This is a genomic window from Streptomyces yunnanensis, assembly GCF_029011865.1.
Lineage (GTDB): Bacteria > Actinomycetota > Actinomycetes > Streptomycetales > Streptomycetaceae > Streptomyces > Streptomyces yunnanensis.
Map to the genome: position 1 here is coordinate 7,448,173 of NZ_CP095749.1, position 19,842 is coordinate 7,468,014.

Genomic DNA, 19,842 nt, shown 5'->3' on the forward strand with positions numbered 1-19,842 from the left:
TTTCTTCAGGCGTCCTGCCTGAAGGACGGGTTGCAGATGGTCGGGGCAGCAGCGGTTGACGTCTCGTGGGCGGCGCGGGTGTGTGTTGCGGACGGTACGACGACTGTCGATGGGTGGGTCGTGGAGGGTGCTTGGTCGGCGGCCGTCGCCACCGTCGGAATAAGGGCGAGCAGGCCGATAGCGGCAGCACGCATCATGAGGTTAGCCTTACTTTACTTCATGCCCCATTATCCGTGCGCACATGTGAAGCCACGGCTAATGGGGTCGAGGAATCAATGAAATGCATGAGCGACGCTACACGGGGCCGCACGGCATTGCGAAATCCAGTTCATAGGTCCTGGAGGGAACCTTTAAGACTCAGTCCGTCGCCCCATTCGAGGTCTGTTGAAGCCGGCCGCTCACGCGTGCGGCCGCGCCCTCGTCGCCGAGGTCGTGGAATATGCCAAGGGCATTTTTCCAGAGCGTCTGCGCTGAATCGAGGGCGCCCTCGTCGTGCCGGATTTCCGCCAGGGCCTCCGAAGCTCGCCCGGTTTCCTCGGGATCCTGGGTGCGGCGGGCCAGGAGGAGCGCGGACTCGAAGTGCTCGGCGGCCGGCCCCAGCTGTCGCATGGCGGCTTCCGCGTTCCCCAGGTGGCGCAGGGCTCGGCACTCCTCGTAGCGGGCACCGATGCTACGTGCGAGGTCAAGTGCCCGGGTGTGGTATTCGATGGCCTCGGGGAAGCGCCCCAGATGGTGCAGGGCCGCGCCGAGGCCGATGAGTCCGTTGGCCTCGTTCTTCCGGTCACCGAGCCGCTGAAAATCGAGGAGGCAGTCACGATAGAGCTTTGATGCTTCCTCGGCGTTTCCGGCGAGTGCCGTAATGTCTGCGAGGTTGAATCGAGCTATCGCTTCGTCGAGCGGGTTTCTGATTTCCTTGGCGATGTCGAGCGCTTCCTCGATACACCGTCGAGCGAATGAGATATTTCCCATGCGTACATGGAGATCGCCCAGGTTGTTCTTCGTTTTACCGACAGTCCTCGTATCGCCGACCCGCTGGGATTCGTCAATGGCTTCCAGGAAACGCTCCTGCGCCTTTTGGTACTCGCCCAGGTGCAGCAGGACGATGGCGATGTTGTTCACGTACTTGGCGCGGTTCGCGGCGCTCCCGGATTCATTCTGTACGGCCAGCGCCTGCAAGTAGAAGTCCAGGGCCGTCCGGTACTCTCCGCGATTCCAGTCGAGCACGCCGAGCGCGCGCAGCGCCTCGCTCTCCGCATCCGGGTCGCCCAGGGTGCGGGCCAGTTCCAGTGCGCGGTGGCAGGCTTCCTCGGCCTGCGGGTAGTGGCCGGTCTGTGCGTGCGCGCCGCCCAGATCCAGCAGGGCGAGGCAGAGCGCGCGCCGGTCATCGGTGCGCTGCCAGTGGCTGACGGCGTGTCCGTGCAGCCGGTCGGCGTGTGTCCAGTGGCATTCGGCGTCGAGGAAGCCGGCCAGTATGTGACAGAGCTGGGCGGCGCGCCCGGGGGAGCCGTGAACGCGGTTGTAGTGCTCTGTGGTGAGGAGGTTGGCGCGTTCGAGGCTCAGCCATGACCGGGCGTCGTCAACATCCCCGAAGATCGGTAACGGCCAGGGTCCTGGGGCGAGTTCATGGGCCGAGCGCAGCCGCTGAGGGTAGATCAGGGCGTCGGCCCGTGACGCGGTGCACAGATAGAAATCGGTCAATCGGTCGAGGGCATTACACCGCTCGGCGTCGTCGTCCTCGGAGTTGACCAGGGCACGCGCGTACTCACCCAGAAGATCATGGAATCGGTACCGGTTCGGGGCGGGTTCCTGCAGCAGGTGACACTGTAGTAAGGCTTCGAGAAGTCGCTCGGTTGCCTCCAGCGACCGGTTCAGCAGGGCGGCAGCCGCGTGTGGTCCGAACTCCGATCCCAAATGCAGGCCGAGAAGGCGGAATGCGGACCGCTGGCCGGGCGTCAGCGTGTGGTACGAGATTTCGAATGCGCGGCCTATTTCGCGGAAGCCGTCCCGGATTTCTCCCAGCCGACCCGAACCGCGTGTGAGGCGCTCGCGGAGGGTGGCCAGCGTCCACGACGGGTGGGCGCTGAAGCGGTTGGCGACCAGCTCGATCGCCAGCGGCAAATGCCCGCAAAGGTGGACGATTTGGTCGACCTCTCTGATGTCCTGGCTGCGGTGCTCCCCGGCGAACTGCAGAAAGAGCGCCATCGCGTCCTGTGGCGGCAGTACGTCCAGAGCCAGCGAGTGGGCGCCGGGCAGGCCGGCCAGGTGCCATCGGCTCGTGACGATCGCCAGGCTGCGGGAGTCGCTGGGGAGGAGGGGGATGACCTGGGAGGGCGAGGCGGCATCGTCCAGGACGAGGATCACGCGCCGGCGCGCCAGCATGGTGCGCCACAGTGCGGTGCGTTCCTCGATGTCGGCGGGGATGGCGTCGGCGGGAACGCCCAGCAGTCGCAGCAGCATGGCGAGTGCCTGGCCGGCCTCCAGCGGTTCCTGTACGCGGGCGTGGGCGCGGAGATCGAGATAGAGCTGCCCGTCGGGGAACCGGTCGCCCATGTGCCGCGCGGCATTGATCGCCAGCGCCGTCTTGCCGATCCCGGCCATCCCGGAGATCGATTCCAGGGTGACCACCGACCCGTGGTCGGCAACCGCTTCGACGGTCTGGCTCAGCCGCCGTAGCTCCGCCTGCCGTCCGACGAGGGCGGATTGCCGAGGCAGATTGTGCGGTGCGGGCATCGCTACGGGCGGCACGGCGCCGGAGGGGGCCGCGACGGACCACGTCGCCGCGGTGGCGCCGGCGGACGCGGCGGACGCGAGGGGCATGGTGGGCCCTGTGGGCCCCGTGGCCCCGGTGGATCCGGCGGACTCGGCGCTCCCGGGAAGCAGGTCCTGCAGCGGCGCGCGCCGGAGGATGCGCTGATGGATGTGCGCCAGTTCCTCACCCGGCTCCGTGCCCAGTTCGGCGCGCAGTCTGCGTAAGGCGACCTGGTAGGCGCGGAGGGCGTCGGCGTGCCGTCCGCATCCGTAGTAGGCGACCATGAGGTGGCCGATCAGCGTCTCGTCGTCGGGGTGCTGGTCCACCAGGTCGGCCAGGTCCCCGACGACGTCGGCGAAACGGTGCAACCGCAGTTCGAGGGCGATCCGGGAGGACGTGACACCAAGGCGCCGCTGGGCGAGCTTCCTCCGTGTGCGCTCGGGCCACAGCCCGGGCAGCCCGGCGAGCGCGTCGCCACGCCAGAGATCGTCGGCCTGGTGCAGGAGGTCGACGGCGGCTTCGGCCTCCCCGCGGTCCGCTGTGGAGCGGGCCTGGGAGGTCAGGTGTTGGAAGCGGTGCCAGTCGATCGAGCCCGCGTTCACGCGCAGCGCGTAGGTGTGCGCATGACGTGCGATATGTGGTGAATCGGGTCCGGCGCCGTACTCGCGCAGTGCCTTGCGGATGCGCGATACGTAGACGTGCACGTTCTTGCGGTCGTTGGCCGGCGAATCGCCCTCCCAGAGGCGATCGATGAGCGCATCCAGCGAGACCGGACGGCCGGCTTCCAGAGCGAGTGAGGCCAGGATCAGACGTTCTTTGTCCGAACCGAGGCCGAAACGGCGACTTTGTGCCACGAGTCCGACCGGGCCGAGCACTTGGATTTCCACCAGCGCCTCCCCCCTGGCAGCGCACACCCCGCCGAGAGCGACTATGACAGGGGTCACAAAAGAGGGGCCAGAGGGCCTGGCGCAATGGCCGAATTACTATGCCATCGCTCTATGTCAGGGTCTCTGTGCCGTACTTGATGGGTAGTCCCCTTCCGATCAATGTGCGGCCGATCGCCCGTCCGCAACCGATCCGTGAGCGAGTCGATCCACTTTTTGGTGCAGAGGTGATCGGTAGTGGGGTTGGCGGAACAGGGGGGCGGATGCGTCGGGACGGGAACGTGGTCGGCGGCAAGGCGCAGCTCAACGGCCCCGTCATCCAGGCGGGAGAGGTCACCGGCGGCATCCATCTGCATGGCGCCGAGCGGCGGCCACCCCTTCCGGTGCCACGCCAACTCCCGCCCCTCACGGCCCATTTCATGGGCCGCGACGACGACCTGGCGGCCCTGGACGCTCTGCGCTCCCGGCACGATGGACACGCGGCGCCGCTGATCGTGGTCAGCGGCCCTGCCGGCGTCGGGAAGACGGCGTTGGTGACACGGTGGCTGCACGATACCGACGAGACGTATCCGGACGGCCACCTCTACGCCGACCTGCGCGGGCACTCCCCCGAGGGGCCAGCCGAGCCCGGAGAGATTCTCGGCCAGTTCTTACGGGCCCTCGGAGTGGGCCCGGTCCCGGCCGGGCTGGCCGAACAAGCCGCGCTCTGGCGCTCGGTCACCGCGAACCTCCGGATCGGCCTAGTGATCGACAACGTTCTGTCCGCGGCCCAGGTCCGGCCCGTCCTGCCCGGCGGCAGAGGCGGCCTCACCGTCGTGACCAGCAGAAACCGGCTGACCGGACTGGGCGTGGACGGCGCTCTGGTGTACCACCTGGGCGTCTTGGACCCGGCGGCGGCCGAGGAACTCCTGTCGCGTGGAGTGGGTCGGGAACGGGTGCAGAAAGAGGCCGCGGCGGCTCGCGAGGTGGTTCTGCTGTGCGCCGGCCTCCCCCTGGCCGTATGCCTGGCCGCCGCGCGTCTCGCGGCGCGGCCCCAGCAGCCGCTGCGCGCCCTGGTCGACGCGCTCGCCGAGGATCGCGATCGCCTGGAGGAGCTGACAGTGGAAGGGGAAAAGGCGGTACGCAGCGGACTGGACGGCTCGTACGCGGTCCTGTCGGAGGGCGCCGCGCGGCTGTACCGGCGCTGGGGCCTGCTGCCGGTGCGGGTGTTCGAAGTACGCAGCGCGGCGGCGGTCTGCGGGGTGCCCCTGCGGGTGGCCGAGCGGCTGATCGACGCGCTGGTCGAGGCCAATCTGATCGAGGAGTCCGGACCTGACGCCTATCGCTTCCATGACCTGGTGCGGCTCCATGCGCGCGAGCGCGGTCTCCTGGACGAGACGGACGGCGGCCGCAGCGAGACCCTGCGCCGGGCGTGCGACTGGTACCTGGCGACCGCCACCGAGGCGCAACGGCTGCTGACGCCCATTCAGCTCACCCTGCGGCGGGACTTCGCCTTCTGTCCCGATGGTCTCCCGCTCCCGTTCGACGACGAGATCGGGGCGCTGGAGTGGCTGGCCGCACACCGGCTGGACCTGCTGGAAGCCGTCCGCACCGCGACCGGACAGGGCTGGTACGACACGGGCTGGCAGATCGTCGACGCGATGTGGCCGCTGTTTCTGCGGCTGAGACACTACGGCCTGTGGATCGAGGCCCACGAACTGGGACTTGCCGCCGCGGAGCGCGCCGGTGACCGGGCCGCGGAGCGCCAGATGCTCAACTCCGGCGCCATCGGCTTCACCAGCGCGCATCGCATCGACGACGCCATCGACTGGTACCACCGGTCCCTGATCGCCGCGCGCGAGGCCGGCGATGTGCGGGACGAAGGACAGGCGCTGCACGGTCTGGGCACGTGCCATCGCGAGGCGGGCCGCACCGGGCAGGCCGTCTCGTACCTCGCCCAGGCCATCACTGCGTGGGAGAGCTGCGGCTATCGGCGCGGTGCCGCGCTGTCCCGGATCATTGTCGGTGAGATCGCCCTGGAGGGCGACGACATCGACCGCGCCGTCGGCTGCTTCTCCCAGGCGCACACCGTGCTGACCGACGTACGGGACCCGTACGACGCGGCGCGGGCGCTGGCCTTCCTCGGATACGCGCACACACTGGCCGCAAGCCCGAGGAAGCGGGCCGCAGACGCCGGGGCCGACGCCTACGAGCGAGGCATCGGCGAACTCCGGGAGGCACTGGCCGTGTTCGAGGCGTCGGGAGCGACGCACTGGCAGGCCAGGGCCTTGGAACTGCTCGGCCGGAGTGCCCAGCACCATGGCGACACGGATGCCGCCCGGGAGTTCTACGAGCGTTCCCGGGCGGCTCACCTGCCGCACAGCCCCGATGAGGCGGAGCGGCTGGCGGGGCGGTTGGGCGAGCTGGGCGGGTGAAGCTGCTGGGGGCGGACACTCCCCAGGGGCGCTCGAACACAACCCGTAGGGGGTGCGAGCACCCCCTACGGGTCCACAACGCGGCGGGCGGCGGCGGTCTTCCCGTTGCTCGGCGCGTGAGCGACCCGTTGGCGCCTCGGTACGTACCAGGCTCTCAGGCTGTGTACGTAGCGCGGGTGAGTACGACCATCGACGCCAGCCTGCCCCATGGCTGCCCCGCTGCCGCCCAGCCGTACAGGCAAGAGGGAAGCAACGCGCGGTCCGCGGCCGTGGGCGGACTTCCGCACCAGGACGGCGCGGGCACCAGGCACGGTCGCACCTGCCCCCGGCCGCCCCGGCGTTCCGCCACCGCCCAGCCCCCGTCATCCAGGGGCAGCGTGGCGAGCCGGCAGCCGACCCGGTCGGCGAGGACGTCCGTCACCCAGCGCAGGGCGTGCTCACGTGGGCGGGGGACGCTGCCGTGCAGCAGGTCGGCGCACCCGAGCCAGCGTTCGTCGGCACAGAGGTCGATATCGACCGCGAAGTGGTCATGCAGGCAGGGCAGTCGGCCTGCGTCGACGCGTTCATCGGCGGTCCCGGCCGTCGCGTCGCCCTGTGCGTCGACGACGTACACGCCTTCCCGCACGGCCGCCACCACATAGGCGCCCCCCGGCGTGCCGAGGACCATCCGCAGCGTCGGCGCCCCGGTGCCGGGCAGGGCCCACCGGCCGCCCGCTGCCGTGGCCGGTTCGACGCTCACCAGCCGGCCGCCGCGCCGCACCCATCGGGGCGCATCGGACGTGGACGCAGTCATGCCGGGACCTCCGACTCTCCCGCGTGCCAGGCGTCCCCGTCGTCCCTCGCCACCCAGGTCTCCAACGCCGGCGGAAGCGGCAGGCGCCGGGTGAGGGCCGGGAACGCGGGCTGGCCGAGGCCCAGGACGCGGTACATCAGCCGCCGCATGTTCCGGCTGAACCGACCGGGTTCGGAGGTGATGCGCGCGGCGATGGCGGCGTAGTCCTGCCGTCGGTACTCGGCCGCCGCGTAGTCCAGTTGCTCCAGCAGCCCATGGGCGGGCGACAGCGTCGGTGCGGTGAGGGCGAGCGCGGCGGCCGGCGAGGCAGGGTTGATCTCCGCTTCCGGTGACGCCGCCAGCAGGATCGGCGCGTGGGTGAGCGTGCCGTAGAGCGTGACCGAGCCGTGGTCCCCGATGATGCCGTCGGCCGCGATCAGGACCGTGCGCCAGTCCGCCTCGGGCGGCACCACCGCGATGCCCCGCGTCCGGCATTGCGCCAGCCAGGCGCGTACCTGCCAGGCCCCGTGCCCGGACCACACATTGGGGTGGACGAGGACGGCCACCCGTAGCGAGTCGTCGTTCAGCTCGCTCAGGAGCCGGGGCAACAGCGTCTCGAACGAGCCGAAGGACGAATGCGGACCCCAGGTGGAGACCACGCCGATCAGCCGCTCCCGGGCACCGAGGCCGAGCGCCCTACGGTAGGCATCGCGCTGCGGCAGGCTGATCGCCATCCGGTCATGCGCCGGGTCACCGGCCACGACCGCCACGGGAAGGGCCGCCGGGCAGTGACGTGCCAGTTCGCCCGCATCGTCCTCGTGGGGCAGTACGACGGCGGCCGGCAGCGGCCTGCCGTCCGGGACGATGTCCCGCCGGGACAGCCCCGCCACCCACTGCTTGCCCGAAGGCCCCACCCGCTTGAGGTAGTTGGCGCCATGAGGCAGTGTGATCAGCGGTCCCCGGATCTCCTCCACGCCGCGTGGACCGGCGGCCAGTACGAGATCGAACTCCATCCGCACCGCTTCCTGCCAGGTGAGCTGCACACTGCCCAGCCGGCGGAGCAACTGCGCTACCCCGTCACCGAACTCGTGCGGCGGCGCGGTGAACATCACCTGGACGCGGAAGTCCGACTCCAGCAGCGAGAACACCTCCCGCAGTCGCTTCCCGTAGGTCACGGTGTGCACGATGACCAGGACGCGTTTGCGGCCGACCAGCGTCAGCCACTCGCGCTTGTGCTCCGGTTTCTGGCTCTCCCGTCCCAGCCCGTAGGACGTGGTGATTGCCGACATGACATCCCCCAATGCCTGCTGTCCGCCGCCGTCGTCGTGACGGCCGCCTCCCGTTGCCCCCTGCCGATCCGCGGGGGTATGGAGGAGGTGCCCGGGTGGGTGTGCGAAAGGCTTGCCGGGGGGTTGCAGAAAACTTGCGGCGCGGGCGACGCCGACAGGTCCTGGCGCGTTTGCGCCGGTCAGGGGTTGTTGTTGTCGCAGGTGGCCGGCCGGCGGGGTGGTTCGAACGGGTCGGCGTGCACGCCGCGTTTCCGTGCCGCTGACGTGAGCACCCACCAGGCACGGTCGTCGCCGACCGGGGCTTCGGCGCCGCGGCCGACGACCAGGCCCGGGTGCCCTCCAACAGCTCCGACTGCGTGGACGAGTTGCCTGCGGGAGGGGGCAGCGGCGCCTGGTCGCACACGTTGCTCGCCGGTCAGGTGGCGCTCTTGGGCCGGGTGGGGTTCTTGCCCAAACGGACCGGGCGGCCGTAGCAGGCAGATGGTGGCCGGCTCGGCGGGCGAAAGACCGGGACGGCCCTCGCGCGGGTACCAGCCGGCGAAGTCCTCGTCGTGCCACAGCCCGTCCAAGGGGTCCCGCACCCACATCGCCGGCGTGCCCTTCGCATTGCTCGCCCGCGCGATCTGCGCGGTCAGAGAAGGGACTTGCTCACCGGAACGGGGACGGACGGACAACGGACACCCCAACAACTGCATCGGCCTGCGGAACAGCCCCGAGCATGCCCGTCGATCATGCCGTCGCACCGGGAAACTCCAGTATCACCGACAGCATCAAGGTAAGAGCCTGTCGGTCGGGACAGTGGGGAAGGAGCCGTCCGGACACGACGCAGTAACCGTCAGGACTGTTCTGTGAGGAAGGCCACCACAGCGTCCACGAACTCCGCCTGCGCTTCGACGTTCGCCATGTGCACCGTGGGCAGGACGGTGAACCGCGCGCCGGGGACGGTCGCGGCGAGTTCCTTCCCGTGGTCGGCGGACGTGACGGTGTCGTGCTCGCCCGCGACGACCAGTGTCGGGTTGTGGATGAGCGTGGCCGTGCGGCGCAGGTCGTAGTCGCGCACCGCAGCCCAGCTCCCGGCCACGCCCTCGCGCTGGGTGGCGAGCAGGGTGCGGCGGAAGCCCTCGACAACCTCGTCGTCGCCTTGCAGCATGCGGGCCGGGAACCAGTTGTGCAGGAACCTCTCCGCGGTGACCTGCATGTCGGAGGCTTCCAGCAGTTCGGCGATCGGTCGATCCCACTGATTCGCCGGGCCGAGGTACGCGGCGGTGTTGGAGAGCACCAGGCGGTCAACGCGCTCCGGAACGTGGATTCCCAACCACTGCGCGACGATTCCGCCCAGAGACAGGCCCAGCACGTGCACCCGCTGCAGGCCCAGGGCATCCAGCAGTTCCACCACGTCGCGCCCCAGTCGGTCCAGGGAATACGGGCCGCTCGGGACATCGGAAGCGCCGTGGCCGCGCGCGTCGTAGCGCAGCAGCCGGAAGTGCTCGGTCAGAGCCGACACCTGGCCATCCCACATGTGCAGGTCGGTGCCGATGGAGTTCGAGAGCAGCAGCACCGGCTTGTTCTCGTCACCGTCGAAGCGGTAGACGATGCGGACGCCATCGCCGGTGGTGATGGCAGTACGGGTCTGAGAAGTCATGTCAGCTCCAGTGATCTAGCGGGTATGCGCTCAGCCTATGAACACCACCTGCAGAGTTCTATTACAAAGATCGAACGAGCCCTGTAGGTTGGCTGGACAATGTCAAACTTCACGCTCCACGAGTTGCAGTGCTTCAACGCCGTTGTGCTCGACGGCGGCTTCCAGGCCGCCGCCGAGCGGCTGCACCGCTCGCACCCTTCTGTGTTCGCAGCAGTCGCCAAGCTGGAGCGCCAGCTGGGCCTGGAACTGCTGGATCGCTCGGGCTATCGGGTTCAGCTCACCGAGGCGGGGCACGCCTTCCACCGCAAGGTGCGCTTCCTGCTGCACGAGGCCGAGGAGCTGCAGACCTACGCCGCGCAGTTGGCGATGGGCGAAGAGGCCGAACTACGCGTGGTGCTAGGGGACCTGTGTCCACTCCCGCCGGTGTTGGAGATGCTCAGCCGCTTCTTCGCGCAAGTCCCGCAGACACGACTGCACCTGCAGTTCGAGACGGTCACCGGCCCCTGGGAGCGGCTGCTGGAGGACGAAGCCGACCTCATCGTGCACCGCGTCCCCAAAAGCGACGTGCGGATGGAGTGGATCGATCTCGGCCGCGTCGCGCTGGTGCCCGTCGTGGCGCCCGGTTTCCTGCCCTTCCCTCCGGACACCGACATCACACCGCAGCGGATGCAGGCCTTCACCCAGTGCGTGGTCCGGGATTCGGCGCGGCATCCGTCGGAGCAAGGCCATTTCCTGGTCGAAGGCGCGCCCCGGAGCTCCGTTCCGGACCACCTCATGAAGAAGGAGCTGATCTTGCACGGCATGGCGTGGGGACACGTGCCGCGGTTCATGATCGAGACCGAGTTGCGTGACGGAAGCCTGCTTTCCATCGCCGGACGGCACTTTCCCGGTGTGGTTGAGGAACTCTCGGCAGCTCGCCGGCGCGACCGGCCGCACGGGCCGGTCGCTGACCAGCTGTGGGACTTCTTGGCCCGCCAAGCACCGGTCCTACGGCCGACGCTAGGCCATGTGCCCAAGGCGAAGAAAGCGCCGGAACACTACAGGTGACATCGCCACGACCACCGTTGGGGTGTACCAAGGTCGCTTCTGCGCGTCGTCAAGTGGGTTGGGGAGGCGGCGGGCTGACGCCGGTGAGGGCGGCGAAGGCTGCGTCGTTGCGGCACCGCCCGGCGTAGGGACCACGACATGATCGTTGCTGTCGCGGCGGTGTTGCCCAGCCGGTGAGCGAAGCAATCGCAGGGTGGCACGCCAAAGTTGGACGGTGGCCGGCCGCCGCTGCCAGGCGCCGGTCGAGCTCGTCGTCGAGGTCCTGCTCCTCGCCCGACGTGGGTGCGTATCCGTTCCACTCCTGCGGCACCGCCTTGGTCTTCTCCGCCCGCTCGGCACGCTCGGCCGGGGTCAGGAGGGTCTCGGCCAGCCGCGCCAGCTAGGCGCGCAACGACAGTCCTTCGGCGGCGGCGATGGCGGCGCGGCGGTCTTTGGCTTCTTCGGGGATGCGGATGCTCGCATCGGACATCGCCGGGCTCCCTTCCACGCCACCAGCATGCGGGCACGTACCCGTACCCGTGCCGGCGTAGGGAGATCGGGAGGGCCCCACTTCGCCCTGCCGCCCCCGGGCTGTCTACGTCGGCACTGTTGCGCAAGCCCCGTCCGCCCTCCAGGGCCGAGGCGTCTGGCGGTGGTGGGCCTGTTCGCCCCGCGGTCGGCGAGCTTCAGTGGCTGTTCGCCTCGAACTCCTTTGGGAGTCGGGGTGGTTGGCCGTGTTGAGCCCTCAGTCGCTGCGTTCGGTGTCCACTTCCGCCAGGTCCCGCAGTAGCGGCAGGAGTTCGTCCACTCGCTGTGCGCCGAGCCGGTCGGTGAGCCAGTGGTTGGCGCGGTCGGCTGCGGGGGCGACGCGACGCAGGAGGGCGTGCCCCTCGGGCGTGAGCCGGACCTGGTGGCGGCGGCGGTGGGCGGGGTCGACCTCGCGCGTGATCCAACCGCGGGAGGTGAGCCGGTCGAGCATGGTGGTCATGGTGGACCGGTCGATCGCGGTGGCCTTGCTGAGCTCGACCTGGGTGAGGCAGGGGGAGTCGGCGAGGACGGTGAGGACGGCGTACTGGGGGGCGGTGAGGTCGGGGACCTCGGCCTGCCAGACCGCGGTGAGCTGCTGTAGCGCGCGGCGCAGGAGGTGCATCGGGGTGTCGGTGAGGGGCTGCTGGGCCATGACCGCAGTATCTCCGACCGTTGCGGCGCAGGTGGGGGTGGGGCGGGGACGGCGTGCGGGTTCCTGACGAAGACCACTTGGCGCAGCCGGCCGGGAGCAGGGCGAATGCGCAGGCTCGACCAGGCATGTCCGTACACGGAATGTCTGTGCACTGATGTTCGTGTACTGTGAGTTTGTGTACTGATGATCTGTGTACGTGCAGATGGTCTTCGTCAAGGAGGTACCCGTGCAGCATCCGTCCGATCTTCGCGAGCACATCGAGGCGTTGGAGAAGCTGGGCGATCTCGACCGCGTCCACGATGAGGTGGACTGGAACCTGGAGGCCGCCGCCCAGACCCGATACAGCACCGAGCACCACCTCCCGGCCCCGCTCTTCGAGAACGTCGCGGGCGTCGCCGAGGGCTTCCGTCTGCTCGGCGCCCCGGCCGCACTGAGCTCCGACCCGAGCCGGCCGTACGCGCGGGTCGCGCTCAGCGTCGGCCTGCGACCGGAGGCCACCGGGCGCGAGGTCGTCGAGCACCTGGTCGCCACCCGGCACCGCCCGGGTGTGCCGCCGGTCGCGGTCGCCGCCGAGGCGGCCCCGGTCAAGGCGAACGTCCTGCTGGGAGAGGAAGCGGACCTCAACCGCTTTCCCGTCCCCTTCGTGCACGAGGGCGACGGCAACCGCTACGCCAACACCTACGGCGTGATCATCGCCCAGACCCCGGACGGCTCGTGGACCAACTGGTCCATCGCCCGGATCATGATGATCGACGGCAAGCACATGACCGGTCTCGTCATGCACCCCCAGCACATCGCGCAGGTCTGGCAGCAATGGGCCGACCTCGGCAAGCCCATGCCCTATGCGCTGGTCCAGGGCGGCGACCCGGCGATCCCGTACGTCGGCGGCATCCCGATCGGGGACGGCGTGGCGGAATCCGCGTACATCGGCGCGCTGATCGGCCGCCCGCTGGAGGTGGTCAAGGCGGAGCTGTCCGACCTGATGGTCCCGGCCGGCGCCGAGATCGTCATCGAGGGTCACCTGTCCGTCCAACGGGACGGAGTGGAGGGCCCGTTCGGCGAGTTCGCCGGCTACATCCCGCGCGAGACCAGCCTCCAGCCGGTCTACACCGTGGAAGCCATCACCCACCGGGACGCACCGATCTGGCCGCTGGTCGCGGAGGGCAAGCCGACGGACGACTTCCACACCGTGACCGGGATCGGCGAAGCCGCCGGCGCGCTGGACGCGATCCGTGAGGCCGGCCTGCCCGTGGCCTCCGCCTGGGCGCCGTTGAGTGCCGCCAGCCACTGGTTGGTCGTCACCGCGCCGGGGAACTGGCGCGAGCTGCTGCCCGGGGTCAGCGAGGAGCAGTACGCGCGCCGCGTCGGCGAGGCGGTGTTCGGTACCAAGTTCGGCTCCTGCCTCCCGCAGGTCTTCCTGCTGGACGACGACTTCGACCCCACCGACGATGCCGACCTGCTGTGGGCGCTGGCCACCCGCGTCCACCCCGACGGGCGCGTGGTCCGCTTCGAGGACGGCCCGGTCCTGCCTCTGCTCACCTGCTACACCCCTCAGGAGCGGCACGCCGCCCGTGCGACCAAGGTGGTCCACGAGGCCCTCCTCTCCGCGCCCGGCGAACGCGAGCCGCAGAGCACCTTCGCGGACGCGTATCCGGCCGAGGTACGGGCCAAGGTGCAGGCACGGTACCCAAACTGACGCAGCGAGGAGGCCGGTGCGATGAGCAAGCAGGGCCACTGAACGACACAACGAAGCGAGAAGCACCCGAAAGGTTGTCTGATGCGACTGATCGTCGGAATGACCGGAGCCACCGGGGCCGTGCTCGGCATCCGACTCCTGCAACAACTGCGGGAACAACCGGACGTGGAGACACACTTGGTCATGAGCCGCTGGGCGAAGCCAACCATCGCCATGGAAACGGGATGGACGTCCCGGGACGTTGCCGCCCTCGCCGACGTCACGCATGGCGCGGACGACCAAACGGCGTCGATCTCCAGCGGTTCCTTCCGCACCGACGGCATGGTGATCCTGCCGTGCAGCGCGAAGACCCTCGCGGCGATCCGGGCCGGCTACGGCAGTGACCTGATCGCGCGGGCCGCGGACGTCGTCCTCAAGGAAGGCCGGCGCCTCGTGCTCGGTGTCCGCGAGACGCCCCTGTCTACCATCCACCTGGAGAACATGCTGGCCATGTCCCGTATGGGCGCGACGATCCTGCCGCCGATGCCGGCCTTCTACAACAAGCCGGAGACCATCGACGACCTCGTCGACCACATCGTCGCCCGTGTCATGGACCAGTTCGACCTGGACAGCGAGCGAGCCGTGCGCTGGGAAGGCCCCTCCACGGCCCGCGGCCCGCGCACCCGCCGTACTCCTCGCCCGGCCGGCCCCCCGGCGAACGTCACCGGTTGAGAAGTCGTCTCATGTGGTGAGTCTGCGGTAGCAGATGAGGCTGCAGGCGATGGTGGTGAAGGCGAGGAAGTGTTCGGCTTTGCGCTCGTAGCGGCGGTGCAGGGGGCCGCAGCCGGCGAGCCAGGACATCGTGCGTCGGCGCGGTCCGCGTCGCGAGCGGATCGGTGGGTCGTACAGCTCGTCCGGCACCAAGCGTTCCACGATCAGCACGAGCTCAGACTACCGACGAGGCCAGATGAGACGACGTCCAAGTGGCGCCGCTCCAGATGAACTCCCCCTGAAGCAGCGCCACTTGGCGGCGTCGTCGCGCGTGCTAGTACGAGTAGAACCCCGACCCGCTCTTGCGCCCGAGCCGGCCCGCGTCCACCATGCGCTGGAGGAGCGGGGGAGCGGCGTAGAGGGGCTCCTTGTACTCCTCGTACATGGAGGCGGCGACCGAGGCCACGGTGTCCAGGCCGATCAGGTCGGAGAGCCTGAGCGGGCCCATCGGGTGGGCGCAGCCCATCTCCATGCCGTGGTCGATGTCCTCGCGGCTGGCCATGCCGGACTCGAACATCCGGATCGCGGAGAGCAGGTACGGGATGAGCAGGGCGTTCACCACGAAGCCGGAGCGGTCCTGGGCGCGGATGGCGTGCTTGCCGAGCACGTCCTGGACCAGCGACTCGGCGCGCTTGAGGGTCTCCTCCCCGGTGGTCAGGGCGGGGATCAGCTCGACGAGCTTCTGCACCGGTGCGGGGTTGAAGAAGTGGATGCCGATGACCTGGTCGGGCCGCGAGGTCGCCACCGCCAGCTTCACCAGCGGGATGGACGAGGTGTTGGAGGCCAGGATCGCGTCCGAGCGGACCACCACCTGGTCGAGCACCTGGAAGATCTCCGTCTTGACCTGCTCGTTCTCCACCACGGCCTCGATGACGAGGTCGCGGTCGGCGAACTCACCGAGGTCGGTGGTGAAGCTGAGCCGGCCGAGCGTCGCATCGCGCTCGGCCACGGTGATCTTGCCGCGTTCGGCGGCTTTGCCGAGGGAGTTGGTCAGGCGGGTACGCCCCAGCTCCAATGCCTCGCCGGTGGTCTCCGCGACCTTGACGTCCAGCCCGGCGCGGGCGCACACCTCGGCGATGCCAGCGCCCATCTGGCCGCAGCCGACCACTCCGACGCGTGCAATGTCGGCGAATGAGTCCGTCACCTCGTGCCTTTCGCTGATCTTCAGGACCGGCGGTACGCCGTAAGGGTCCGGCGCCCGCCTCGCCCCCGACGTTACTCCGCGAGGTGCTGGGAGGACGGCGCCGGGGCGGGCATTCTGAGCCTGCCACATCGGACGAAACGGACAAGATGGGGGCTTTTCATGCGAGGGATCACACGCCGCGGGTTCGGCGCCGCGACACTGGGCGCGGCCTCCTGGCTGCTGGGCGCGGGCGCCGAGGTCGCCCGGGCCGCCGAGGGCGCGCCGGGCGCGCGGGAACTGCGCGGGATGTGGCTGGCGACGGTCGCCAACCTGGACTGGCCGACCCGCCCCGGCCTGGACCGCTCCACCCAGCAGCGGCAACTGATCATGCTGCTGGACACCGCGGTCGAGCGGCGGCTGAACGCGGTGTTCTTCCAGGTGCGGCCGACGGCGGACGCGCTGTGGCCGTCGCGGTACGAGCCCTGGGCGCAGTACCTGACCGGGGTCCAGGGCCGTGACCCGGGCTGGGACCCGCTGGGGTTCGCGGTCCGCGAGGCCCACCGGCGCGACCTGGAGCTGCACGCCTGGTTCAACCCGTACCGGGTGGCCAACCACACCGACCTCGGCCGGCTGAGCCCCGACCACCCCGCCCGCCGGCACCCGGGCTGGATCGTCCCCTACGGCGGCAAGCTCTACTACAACCCCGGGCTGCCCGAGGTCCGCCGCTTCGTCCAGGACGCGATGCTGGACGCGGTGCGCCGCTACCCCGTCGACGGGGTGCACTTCGACGACTACTTCTACCCGTACCCGGTCGCCGGCCAGGCGTTCCGCGACGACGCGGCCTATGAGGCGTACGGCGCGGACTTCGCCTCCCGAGCCGACTGGCGGCGGGACAACATCGACCTGCTGATCCGGGAGATGGGGCAGCGGATGGTGGCGATCGACCGGCGGGTGCGCCTCGGCGTCAGCCCGTTCGCGGTCTGGCGCAACGCCGCGACCGACCCGCGCGGCTCCCGGACCGAGGCCGGGGTACAGACCTACGACGACCTCTACGCCGACACCCGGCGCTGGGTGCGGCAGGGCTGGATCGACTACATCGTGCCGCAGGTGTACTGGCCGCTGGGCTTCGCCGCGGCCGACTACGCGGAGCTGGTGCCGTGGTGGGCCCGGACCGTGGCGGGCACCCAGGTGGAGCTCTACATCGGCGAGGCCCTCTACAAGGCGGACCGGAACGCGCAATCGGAAGCCTGGCGGAACCCGGCCGAGCTCTCCCGCCATGTCTCCTTCGCCCACCGCTACCCGCAGGTTCGCGGGCACGTCTACTTCTCGGCCAAGGACGTGGTGCGGGACCCGCTGGGCGCGCTGGCCCGGGTCGTCGAGGACCACTACGGGGGCCCGGCCCGGCGGTGACCGCGGCGGTGGCACGGACGCGGCGGTGGCGGGCCGCCCGCCACCGCCGCGAGGTCCGTCAGTGGATGGTGTGGGGTTCGGTCGACTTGGGGTGCTGGACGACGCAGTCCGGGCCGGGCCACATGATCGTTTCGTGGCCGTCCTCGGCGCGGATGCGGTAGGGCGGTTCGCCGTTGGTCCCCAGCACTTCCACGATCTCGACCATGTGGTCGCCGTGACCGACGGTTCTGCCGTGCACCAGCAGCCGGTCGCCCTTGCTCGCGTGCATCTGGGCTCCTCCCGCCTCGGGTGGCCGCCGACCGGGGCGGCCGACGCGCACGACGGCCGGGCGGTGGAACGGCCAAACGGATTGCGGGCCCGGGAACGGCCCGGACGGCACGACTGCCGTCGCCGCCAGTTTATGTCCGCACGCCCGGGGCGCACCCGGTGAAGCGGGCCCGCGCCCCGGCCCGCGGCCCCGCCGCCCGGGCCCGTCAGGTGCGCGCCCGCTGGGTGACCACGATGCACGCCAGGACCGCCAGCGCGGTCAGCGGCGCGGCCGGCGGCAGCTGCTCGCCGAGCAGCACCACCGACCACACCAGGGTCAGCAGCGGCTGGGCGAGCTGGAGCTGGCTGGCCCGGGAGACGCCGATGGCGGCCATCCCGCGGTACCAGACCACCATCCCCAGGAACGTCGAGCCGACCGCCAGCCACAGCAGCCCGGCCACCGCGCGGCCCGTCAGGTGCGGCGGCTCGGCGCACAGCGCCCACACCGCGCCCGGCCCGGTCACCGGCAGCGCCAGCACCAGGGCCCAGCCGATCACCTGCCACCCCGGCATGTGGCGGGCCAGCCGGCCGCCCTCGGCGTAGCCCGCCGCGCACACCAGCAGCGCCGCGAAGAGATACAGGTCGCCGGTGGTCGGCGCGCCGCCGCTCTGCTGCAGCGCGAAGGCGATCACGGCGGCGGCGCCGACCGACGCGGCGATCCAGAACGTGCGCGAGGGCCGGGCCCCGGTGCGCGCCACCGAGCAGGCGGCGGTGGCCAGCGGCAGCAGGCCGATCACCACGGCGGCGTGCGAGGTGGTGGAGGTCTTCAGCGCGAGGGTGGTCAGCAGCGGGAAGCCCAGCACCACCCCGCCGGCGACCACCGCGATGCCGGCCCAGTGGCGGCGTTCGGGCACCCGGGCCCGGCACACCGCCAGGCACGTCCCGGCCAGGGCGGCGGCCAGCACGCTGCGCAGCATCACCACCGTCCAGGCGCCCATGCCCGTCAGCGCCCAGGCGGTCGCCGGGAAGGTCAGCGAGAAGGTGGCGACCCCGAGGGCGGCGAGCAGGGCGCCGGAGCCGGACGCGCGGGCCGGGGGCGCCGAGCGCGGTGCGGCGGGGCCGGCGGCCGGGGTGGGATCCGGGGCGGTGACCGCTATCGGCGTGGCGGCAGTAGCGCTATCGTTGGCTCTCATGCATGAGCGTAGCAGTGGTGCCGAGCTGGCCGCGATCCTGCGAGAGGAGCTGAAGCGCTACTCTCCCGGTGAGAAGCTGCCGTCGAGTCGCGCCCTGGTCGAGCGGCACCGGGTCAGCCCGGTGACGGTCTCCCGGGCGCTCGCCGAACTGGCCGCCGAGGGGCTGGTCGTCACCCGCCCCGGTGCCGGGGCCTTCCGCGCCGAGCCGCGCCGCGCGACCCCGCCCCCGGTCGACACCTCCTGGCAGGAGATCGCGCTGAGCGCCGAACCGGCCGGCGACCAGGTGCCGCGCAGCGTCGACGCCTCCGGGGTCCTGGCCACGCTCTCCGCCCCCGGGCCCGGCGTCATCGAGCTCAACGGCGGCTATCTGCCGCCCACCCTCCAGCCCGAACGCGCCCTGGCCGCCGCGCTGGCGCGGGCCGGCCGGCGGCCCGGCGCCTGGAGCCGCCCGGCGGTCGACGGGGTGCCGGAGCTGCGGGCCTGGTTCGCCCGGGAGATCGGCGGCCCCGGCGGCCCGCTCTCCGCCAACGACGTGCTGATCACCGCCGGCGGCCAGAGTGCCCTGACCGCCGCGCTGCGCGCCCTCGCCGCGCCCGGCGCCCCGGTCCTCGTCGAGTCGCCGACCTACCCCGGCATGCTCGCCGTCGCCCGGGCCTCCGGGCTGCGCCCGGTGCCGGTCCCGATGGACGCCGACGGCGTCCGCACCGATCTGCTCGCCGACGCCTTCCGGGTCAGCGGCGCCCGACTGTTCGTCTGTCAGCCGCTGTTCCAGAACCCGTCCGGCGCGGTGCTGGCCGCCGAGCGCCGCCGGGAGGTGCTGCGGGTGGCCCGGGCGGCCGGCGCCTTCGTCGTCGAGGACGACTTCGCCCGGCTGCTGGGGCACGCCGACGCGCCCCCGCTGCCGCCGACCCTGCTCGCCGACGACCCGGACGGCACCGTGGTGCACGTCCGCTCGCTGACCAAGGCGACCTCGCCGAGCCTGCGGGTGGGCGCCCTGGCGGCCCGCGGCCCGGTGTTCGACCGGCTGCGCGCCATCCAGGTCGTCGACAGCTTCTTCGTGCCCGGCCCGCTCCAGGAGGCCGCACTGGAACTCGTCGGCTCGCCCGCCTGGCCGCGTCACCTCCGCCTGATCGCGGGCGAGCTGACCTCCCGTCGGCAGACCGTCCGGGCCGCCCTGCAGCGCGAACTGCCGGCGCTGGCCGTGGCGGGCGCAGGGCAGCGCACCGCACTCGGCGGCTACCACCTGTGGCTGCGGCTGCCGGACGGCACCGACGAGGCGGCGCTGACCGGCGCCGCACTGCACGCGGGCGTCGCGGTCGCGGCCGGCCGCCCCTACTTCGCCGCCGAGCCGCCGGCCGCCCACCTCCGGCTGAGCTACGCCTCCGCGGCCGGCGCCGCCGAGCTGACCGAGGGGGTCCGCCGGCTCCGCACCGCCTGCGACGAACTGGGCGTACCGGTGGCCTGAACG

General features: G+C 70.9%; 14 protein-coding genes and 2 pseudogenes. 6 read left to right on the forward strand and 10 right to left on the reverse strand.

Annotated features, from left to right (window positions below):
* Positions 1-357: 357 nt before the first annotated feature.
* Complete coding sequence (locus MOV08_RS32510; RefSeq protein WP_275309878.1) at positions 358-3,636, reverse strand: AfsR/SARP family transcriptional regulator; 3,279 nt, start codon at positions 3,634-3,636, stop codon at positions 358-360.
* A 260-nt stretch (positions 3,637-3,896) separates the two neighbouring features.
* Here MOV08_RS32510 and MOV08_RS32515 point away from each other — a divergent pair, with 260 nt between their 5' ends.
* Positions 3,897-6,047 (forward strand): tetratricopeptide repeat protein, encoded by a 2,151-nt coding sequence (locus tag MOV08_RS32515; protein ID WP_275309879.1) that lies wholly within the window; start codon positions 3,897-3,899, stop codon positions 6,045-6,047.
* 154 nt (positions 6,048-6,201) lie between these two features.
* Here MOV08_RS32515 and MOV08_RS32520 read toward each other — a convergent pair whose 3' ends face one another.
* From MOV08_RS32520 to pcaD, 3 genes are all read right to left on the reverse strand, one after another.
* Positions 6,202-6,840, reverse strand: coding sequence for a hypothetical protein (locus MOV08_RS32520; protein WP_159030919.1), 639 nt, complete (start codon positions 6,838-6,840; stop codon positions 6,202-6,204).
* The gene (locus MOV08_RS32525; protein ID WP_275309880.1) at positions 6,837-8,108 is read right to left on the reverse strand and encodes a hypothetical protein; all 1,272 of its coding nucleotides are present in this window, start codon (positions 8,106-8,108) and stop codon (positions 6,837-6,839) included. Before MOV08_RS32525 ends, MOV08_RS32520 begins: the two co-directional genes overlap by 4 nt.
* 835 nt (positions 8,109-8,943) lie before the next feature.
* The gene (pcaD, locus tag MOV08_RS32530) at positions 8,944-9,750 is read right to left on the reverse strand and encodes a 3-oxoadipate enol-lactonase (RefSeq protein ID WP_275309881.1); all 807 of its coding nucleotides are present in this window, start codon (positions 9,748-9,750) and stop codon (positions 8,944-8,946) included.
* Between the two features lie 99 nt (positions 9,751-9,849).
* Here pcaD and MOV08_RS32535 point away from each other — a divergent pair, with 99 nt between their 5' ends.
* The gene (locus MOV08_RS32535; protein WP_039637926.1) at positions 9,850-10,797 is read left to right on the forward strand and encodes a LysR family transcriptional regulator; all 948 of its coding nucleotides are present in this window, start codon (positions 9,850-9,852) and stop codon (positions 10,795-10,797) included.
* 229 nt (positions 10,798-11,026) lie between these two features.
* Here the strand turns inward: MOV08_RS32535 and MOV08_RS32540 are convergent.
* Both MOV08_RS32540 and MOV08_RS32545 read right to left on the reverse strand, forming a co-directional pair.
* Positions 11,027-11,266: pseudogene (locus MOV08_RS32540) on the reverse strand (hypothetical protein); the annotation flags it as partial.
* Between the two features lie 255 nt (positions 11,267-11,521).
* Positions 11,522-11,956 carry a MarR family winged helix-turn-helix transcriptional regulator gene (locus MOV08_RS32545; protein ID WP_275309882.1) on the reverse strand — a complete coding sequence of 145 codons (435 nt, stop codon included), beginning with the start codon at positions 11,954-11,956 and terminating at the stop codon, positions 11,522-11,524.
* A gap of 226 nt (positions 11,957-12,182) precedes the next feature.
* Between MOV08_RS32545 and MOV08_RS32550 the strand changes: the two genes are divergently transcribed.
* Both MOV08_RS32550 and MOV08_RS32555 read left to right on the forward strand, forming a co-directional pair.
* Positions 12,183-13,652: a UbiD family decarboxylase gene (locus MOV08_RS32550; protein WP_275309883.1), complete on the forward strand. Its 1,470-nt coding sequence runs from the start codon at positions 12,183-12,185 to the stop codon at positions 13,650-13,652.
* A gap of 81 nt (positions 13,653-13,733) precedes the next feature.
* Complete coding sequence (locus tag MOV08_RS32555; protein ID WP_275309885.1) at positions 13,734-14,363, forward strand: UbiX family flavin prenyltransferase; 630 nt, start codon at positions 13,734-13,736, stop codon at positions 14,361-14,363.
* A gap of 9 nt (positions 14,364-14,372) precedes the next feature.
* Here the strand turns inward: MOV08_RS32555 and MOV08_RS32560 are convergent.
* Positions 14,373-14,561 (reverse strand): annotated as a pseudogene (locus tag MOV08_RS32560) (IS5/IS1182 family transposase); the annotation flags it as partial.
* Positions 14,562-14,676: 115 nt separating this feature from the next.
* On the reverse strand, positions 14,677-15,546 hold the full coding sequence (locus MOV08_RS32565) for a 3-hydroxybutyryl-CoA dehydrogenase (RefSeq protein WP_039637932.1): 870 nt from the start codon (positions 15,544-15,546) through the stop codon (positions 14,677-14,679).
* Positions 15,547-15,705: 159 nt separating this feature from the next.
* On the opposite strand from MOV08_RS32565, the gene MOV08_RS32570 reads away from it, so the two are divergent.
* Positions 15,706-16,935 carry a glycoside hydrolase family 10-like protein gene (locus MOV08_RS32570; RefSeq protein WP_275309886.1) on the forward strand — a complete coding sequence of 410 codons (1,230 nt, stop codon included), beginning with the start codon at positions 15,706-15,708 and terminating at the stop codon, positions 16,933-16,935.
* Positions 16,936-16,993: 58 nt separating this feature from the next.
* Here MOV08_RS32570 and MOV08_RS32575 read toward each other — a convergent pair whose 3' ends face one another.
* A complete protein-coding gene (locus MOV08_RS32575; protein ID WP_039637934.1) occupies positions 16,994-17,203 on the reverse strand; it encodes a DUF1918 domain-containing protein in 210 nt (69 codons plus the stop codon).
* A 205-nt stretch (positions 17,204-17,408) separates the two neighbouring features.
* Positions 17,409-18,374 carry a DMT family transporter gene (locus MOV08_RS32580; RefSeq protein ID WP_039637935.1) on the reverse strand — a complete coding sequence of 322 codons (966 nt, stop codon included), beginning with the start codon at positions 18,372-18,374 and terminating at the stop codon, positions 17,409-17,411.
* Between MOV08_RS32580 and MOV08_RS32585 the strand changes: the two genes are divergently transcribed.
* Positions 18,373-19,839, forward strand: coding sequence for an aminotransferase-like domain-containing protein (locus MOV08_RS32585; protein WP_039637936.1), 1,467 nt, complete (start codon positions 18,373-18,375; stop codon positions 19,837-19,839). The two genes, MOV08_RS32580 and MOV08_RS32585, sit on opposite strands and share 2 nt — an antisense overlap.
* Positions 19,840-19,842 lie beyond the last annotated feature (3 nt).

Coding starts and splice junctions, on each gene's coding strand:
- MOV08_RS32515 (WP_275309879.1), top strand. CDS start 3,897: ATGCGTCGGGACGGGAACGTGGTCGGCGGCAAGGCGCAGCTCAACGGC.
- MOV08_RS32520 (WP_159030919.1), bottom strand. CDS start 6,840: ATGACTGCGTCCACGTCCGATGCGCCCCGATGGGTGCGGCGCGGCGGC.
- MOV08_RS32525 (WP_275309880.1), bottom strand. CDS start 8,108: ATGTCGGCAATCACCACGTCCTACGGGCTGGGACGGGAGAGCCAGAAA.
- pcaD (WP_275309881.1), bottom strand. CDS start 9,750: ATGACTTCTCAGACCCGTACTGCCATCACCACCGGCGATGGCGTCCGC.
- MOV08_RS32535 (WP_039637926.1), top strand. CDS start 9,850: ATGTCAAACTTCACGCTCCACGAGTTGCAGTGCTTCAACGCCGTTGTG.
- MOV08_RS32545 (WP_275309882.1), bottom strand. CDS start 11,956: ATGGCCCAGCAGCCCCTCACCGACACCCCGATGCACCTCCTGCGCCGC.
- MOV08_RS32555 (WP_275309885.1), top strand. CDS start 13,734: ATGCGACTGATCGTCGGAATGACCGGAGCCACCGGGGCCGTGCTCGGC.
- MOV08_RS32570 (WP_275309886.1), top strand. CDS start 15,706: ATGCGAGGGATCACACGCCGCGGGTTCGGCGCCGCGACACTGGGCGCG.
- MOV08_RS32575 (WP_039637934.1), bottom strand. CDS start 17,203: ATGCACGCGAGCAAGGGCGACCGGCTGCTGGTGCACGGCAGAACCGTC.
- MOV08_RS32585 (WP_039637936.1), top strand. CDS start 18,373: ATGCATGAGCGTAGCAGTGGTGCCGAGCTGGCCGCGATCCTGCGAGAG.
- MOV08_RS32580 (WP_039637935.1), bottom strand. CDS start 18,374: ATGAGAGCCAACGATAGCGCTACTGCCGCCACGCCGATAGCGGTCACC.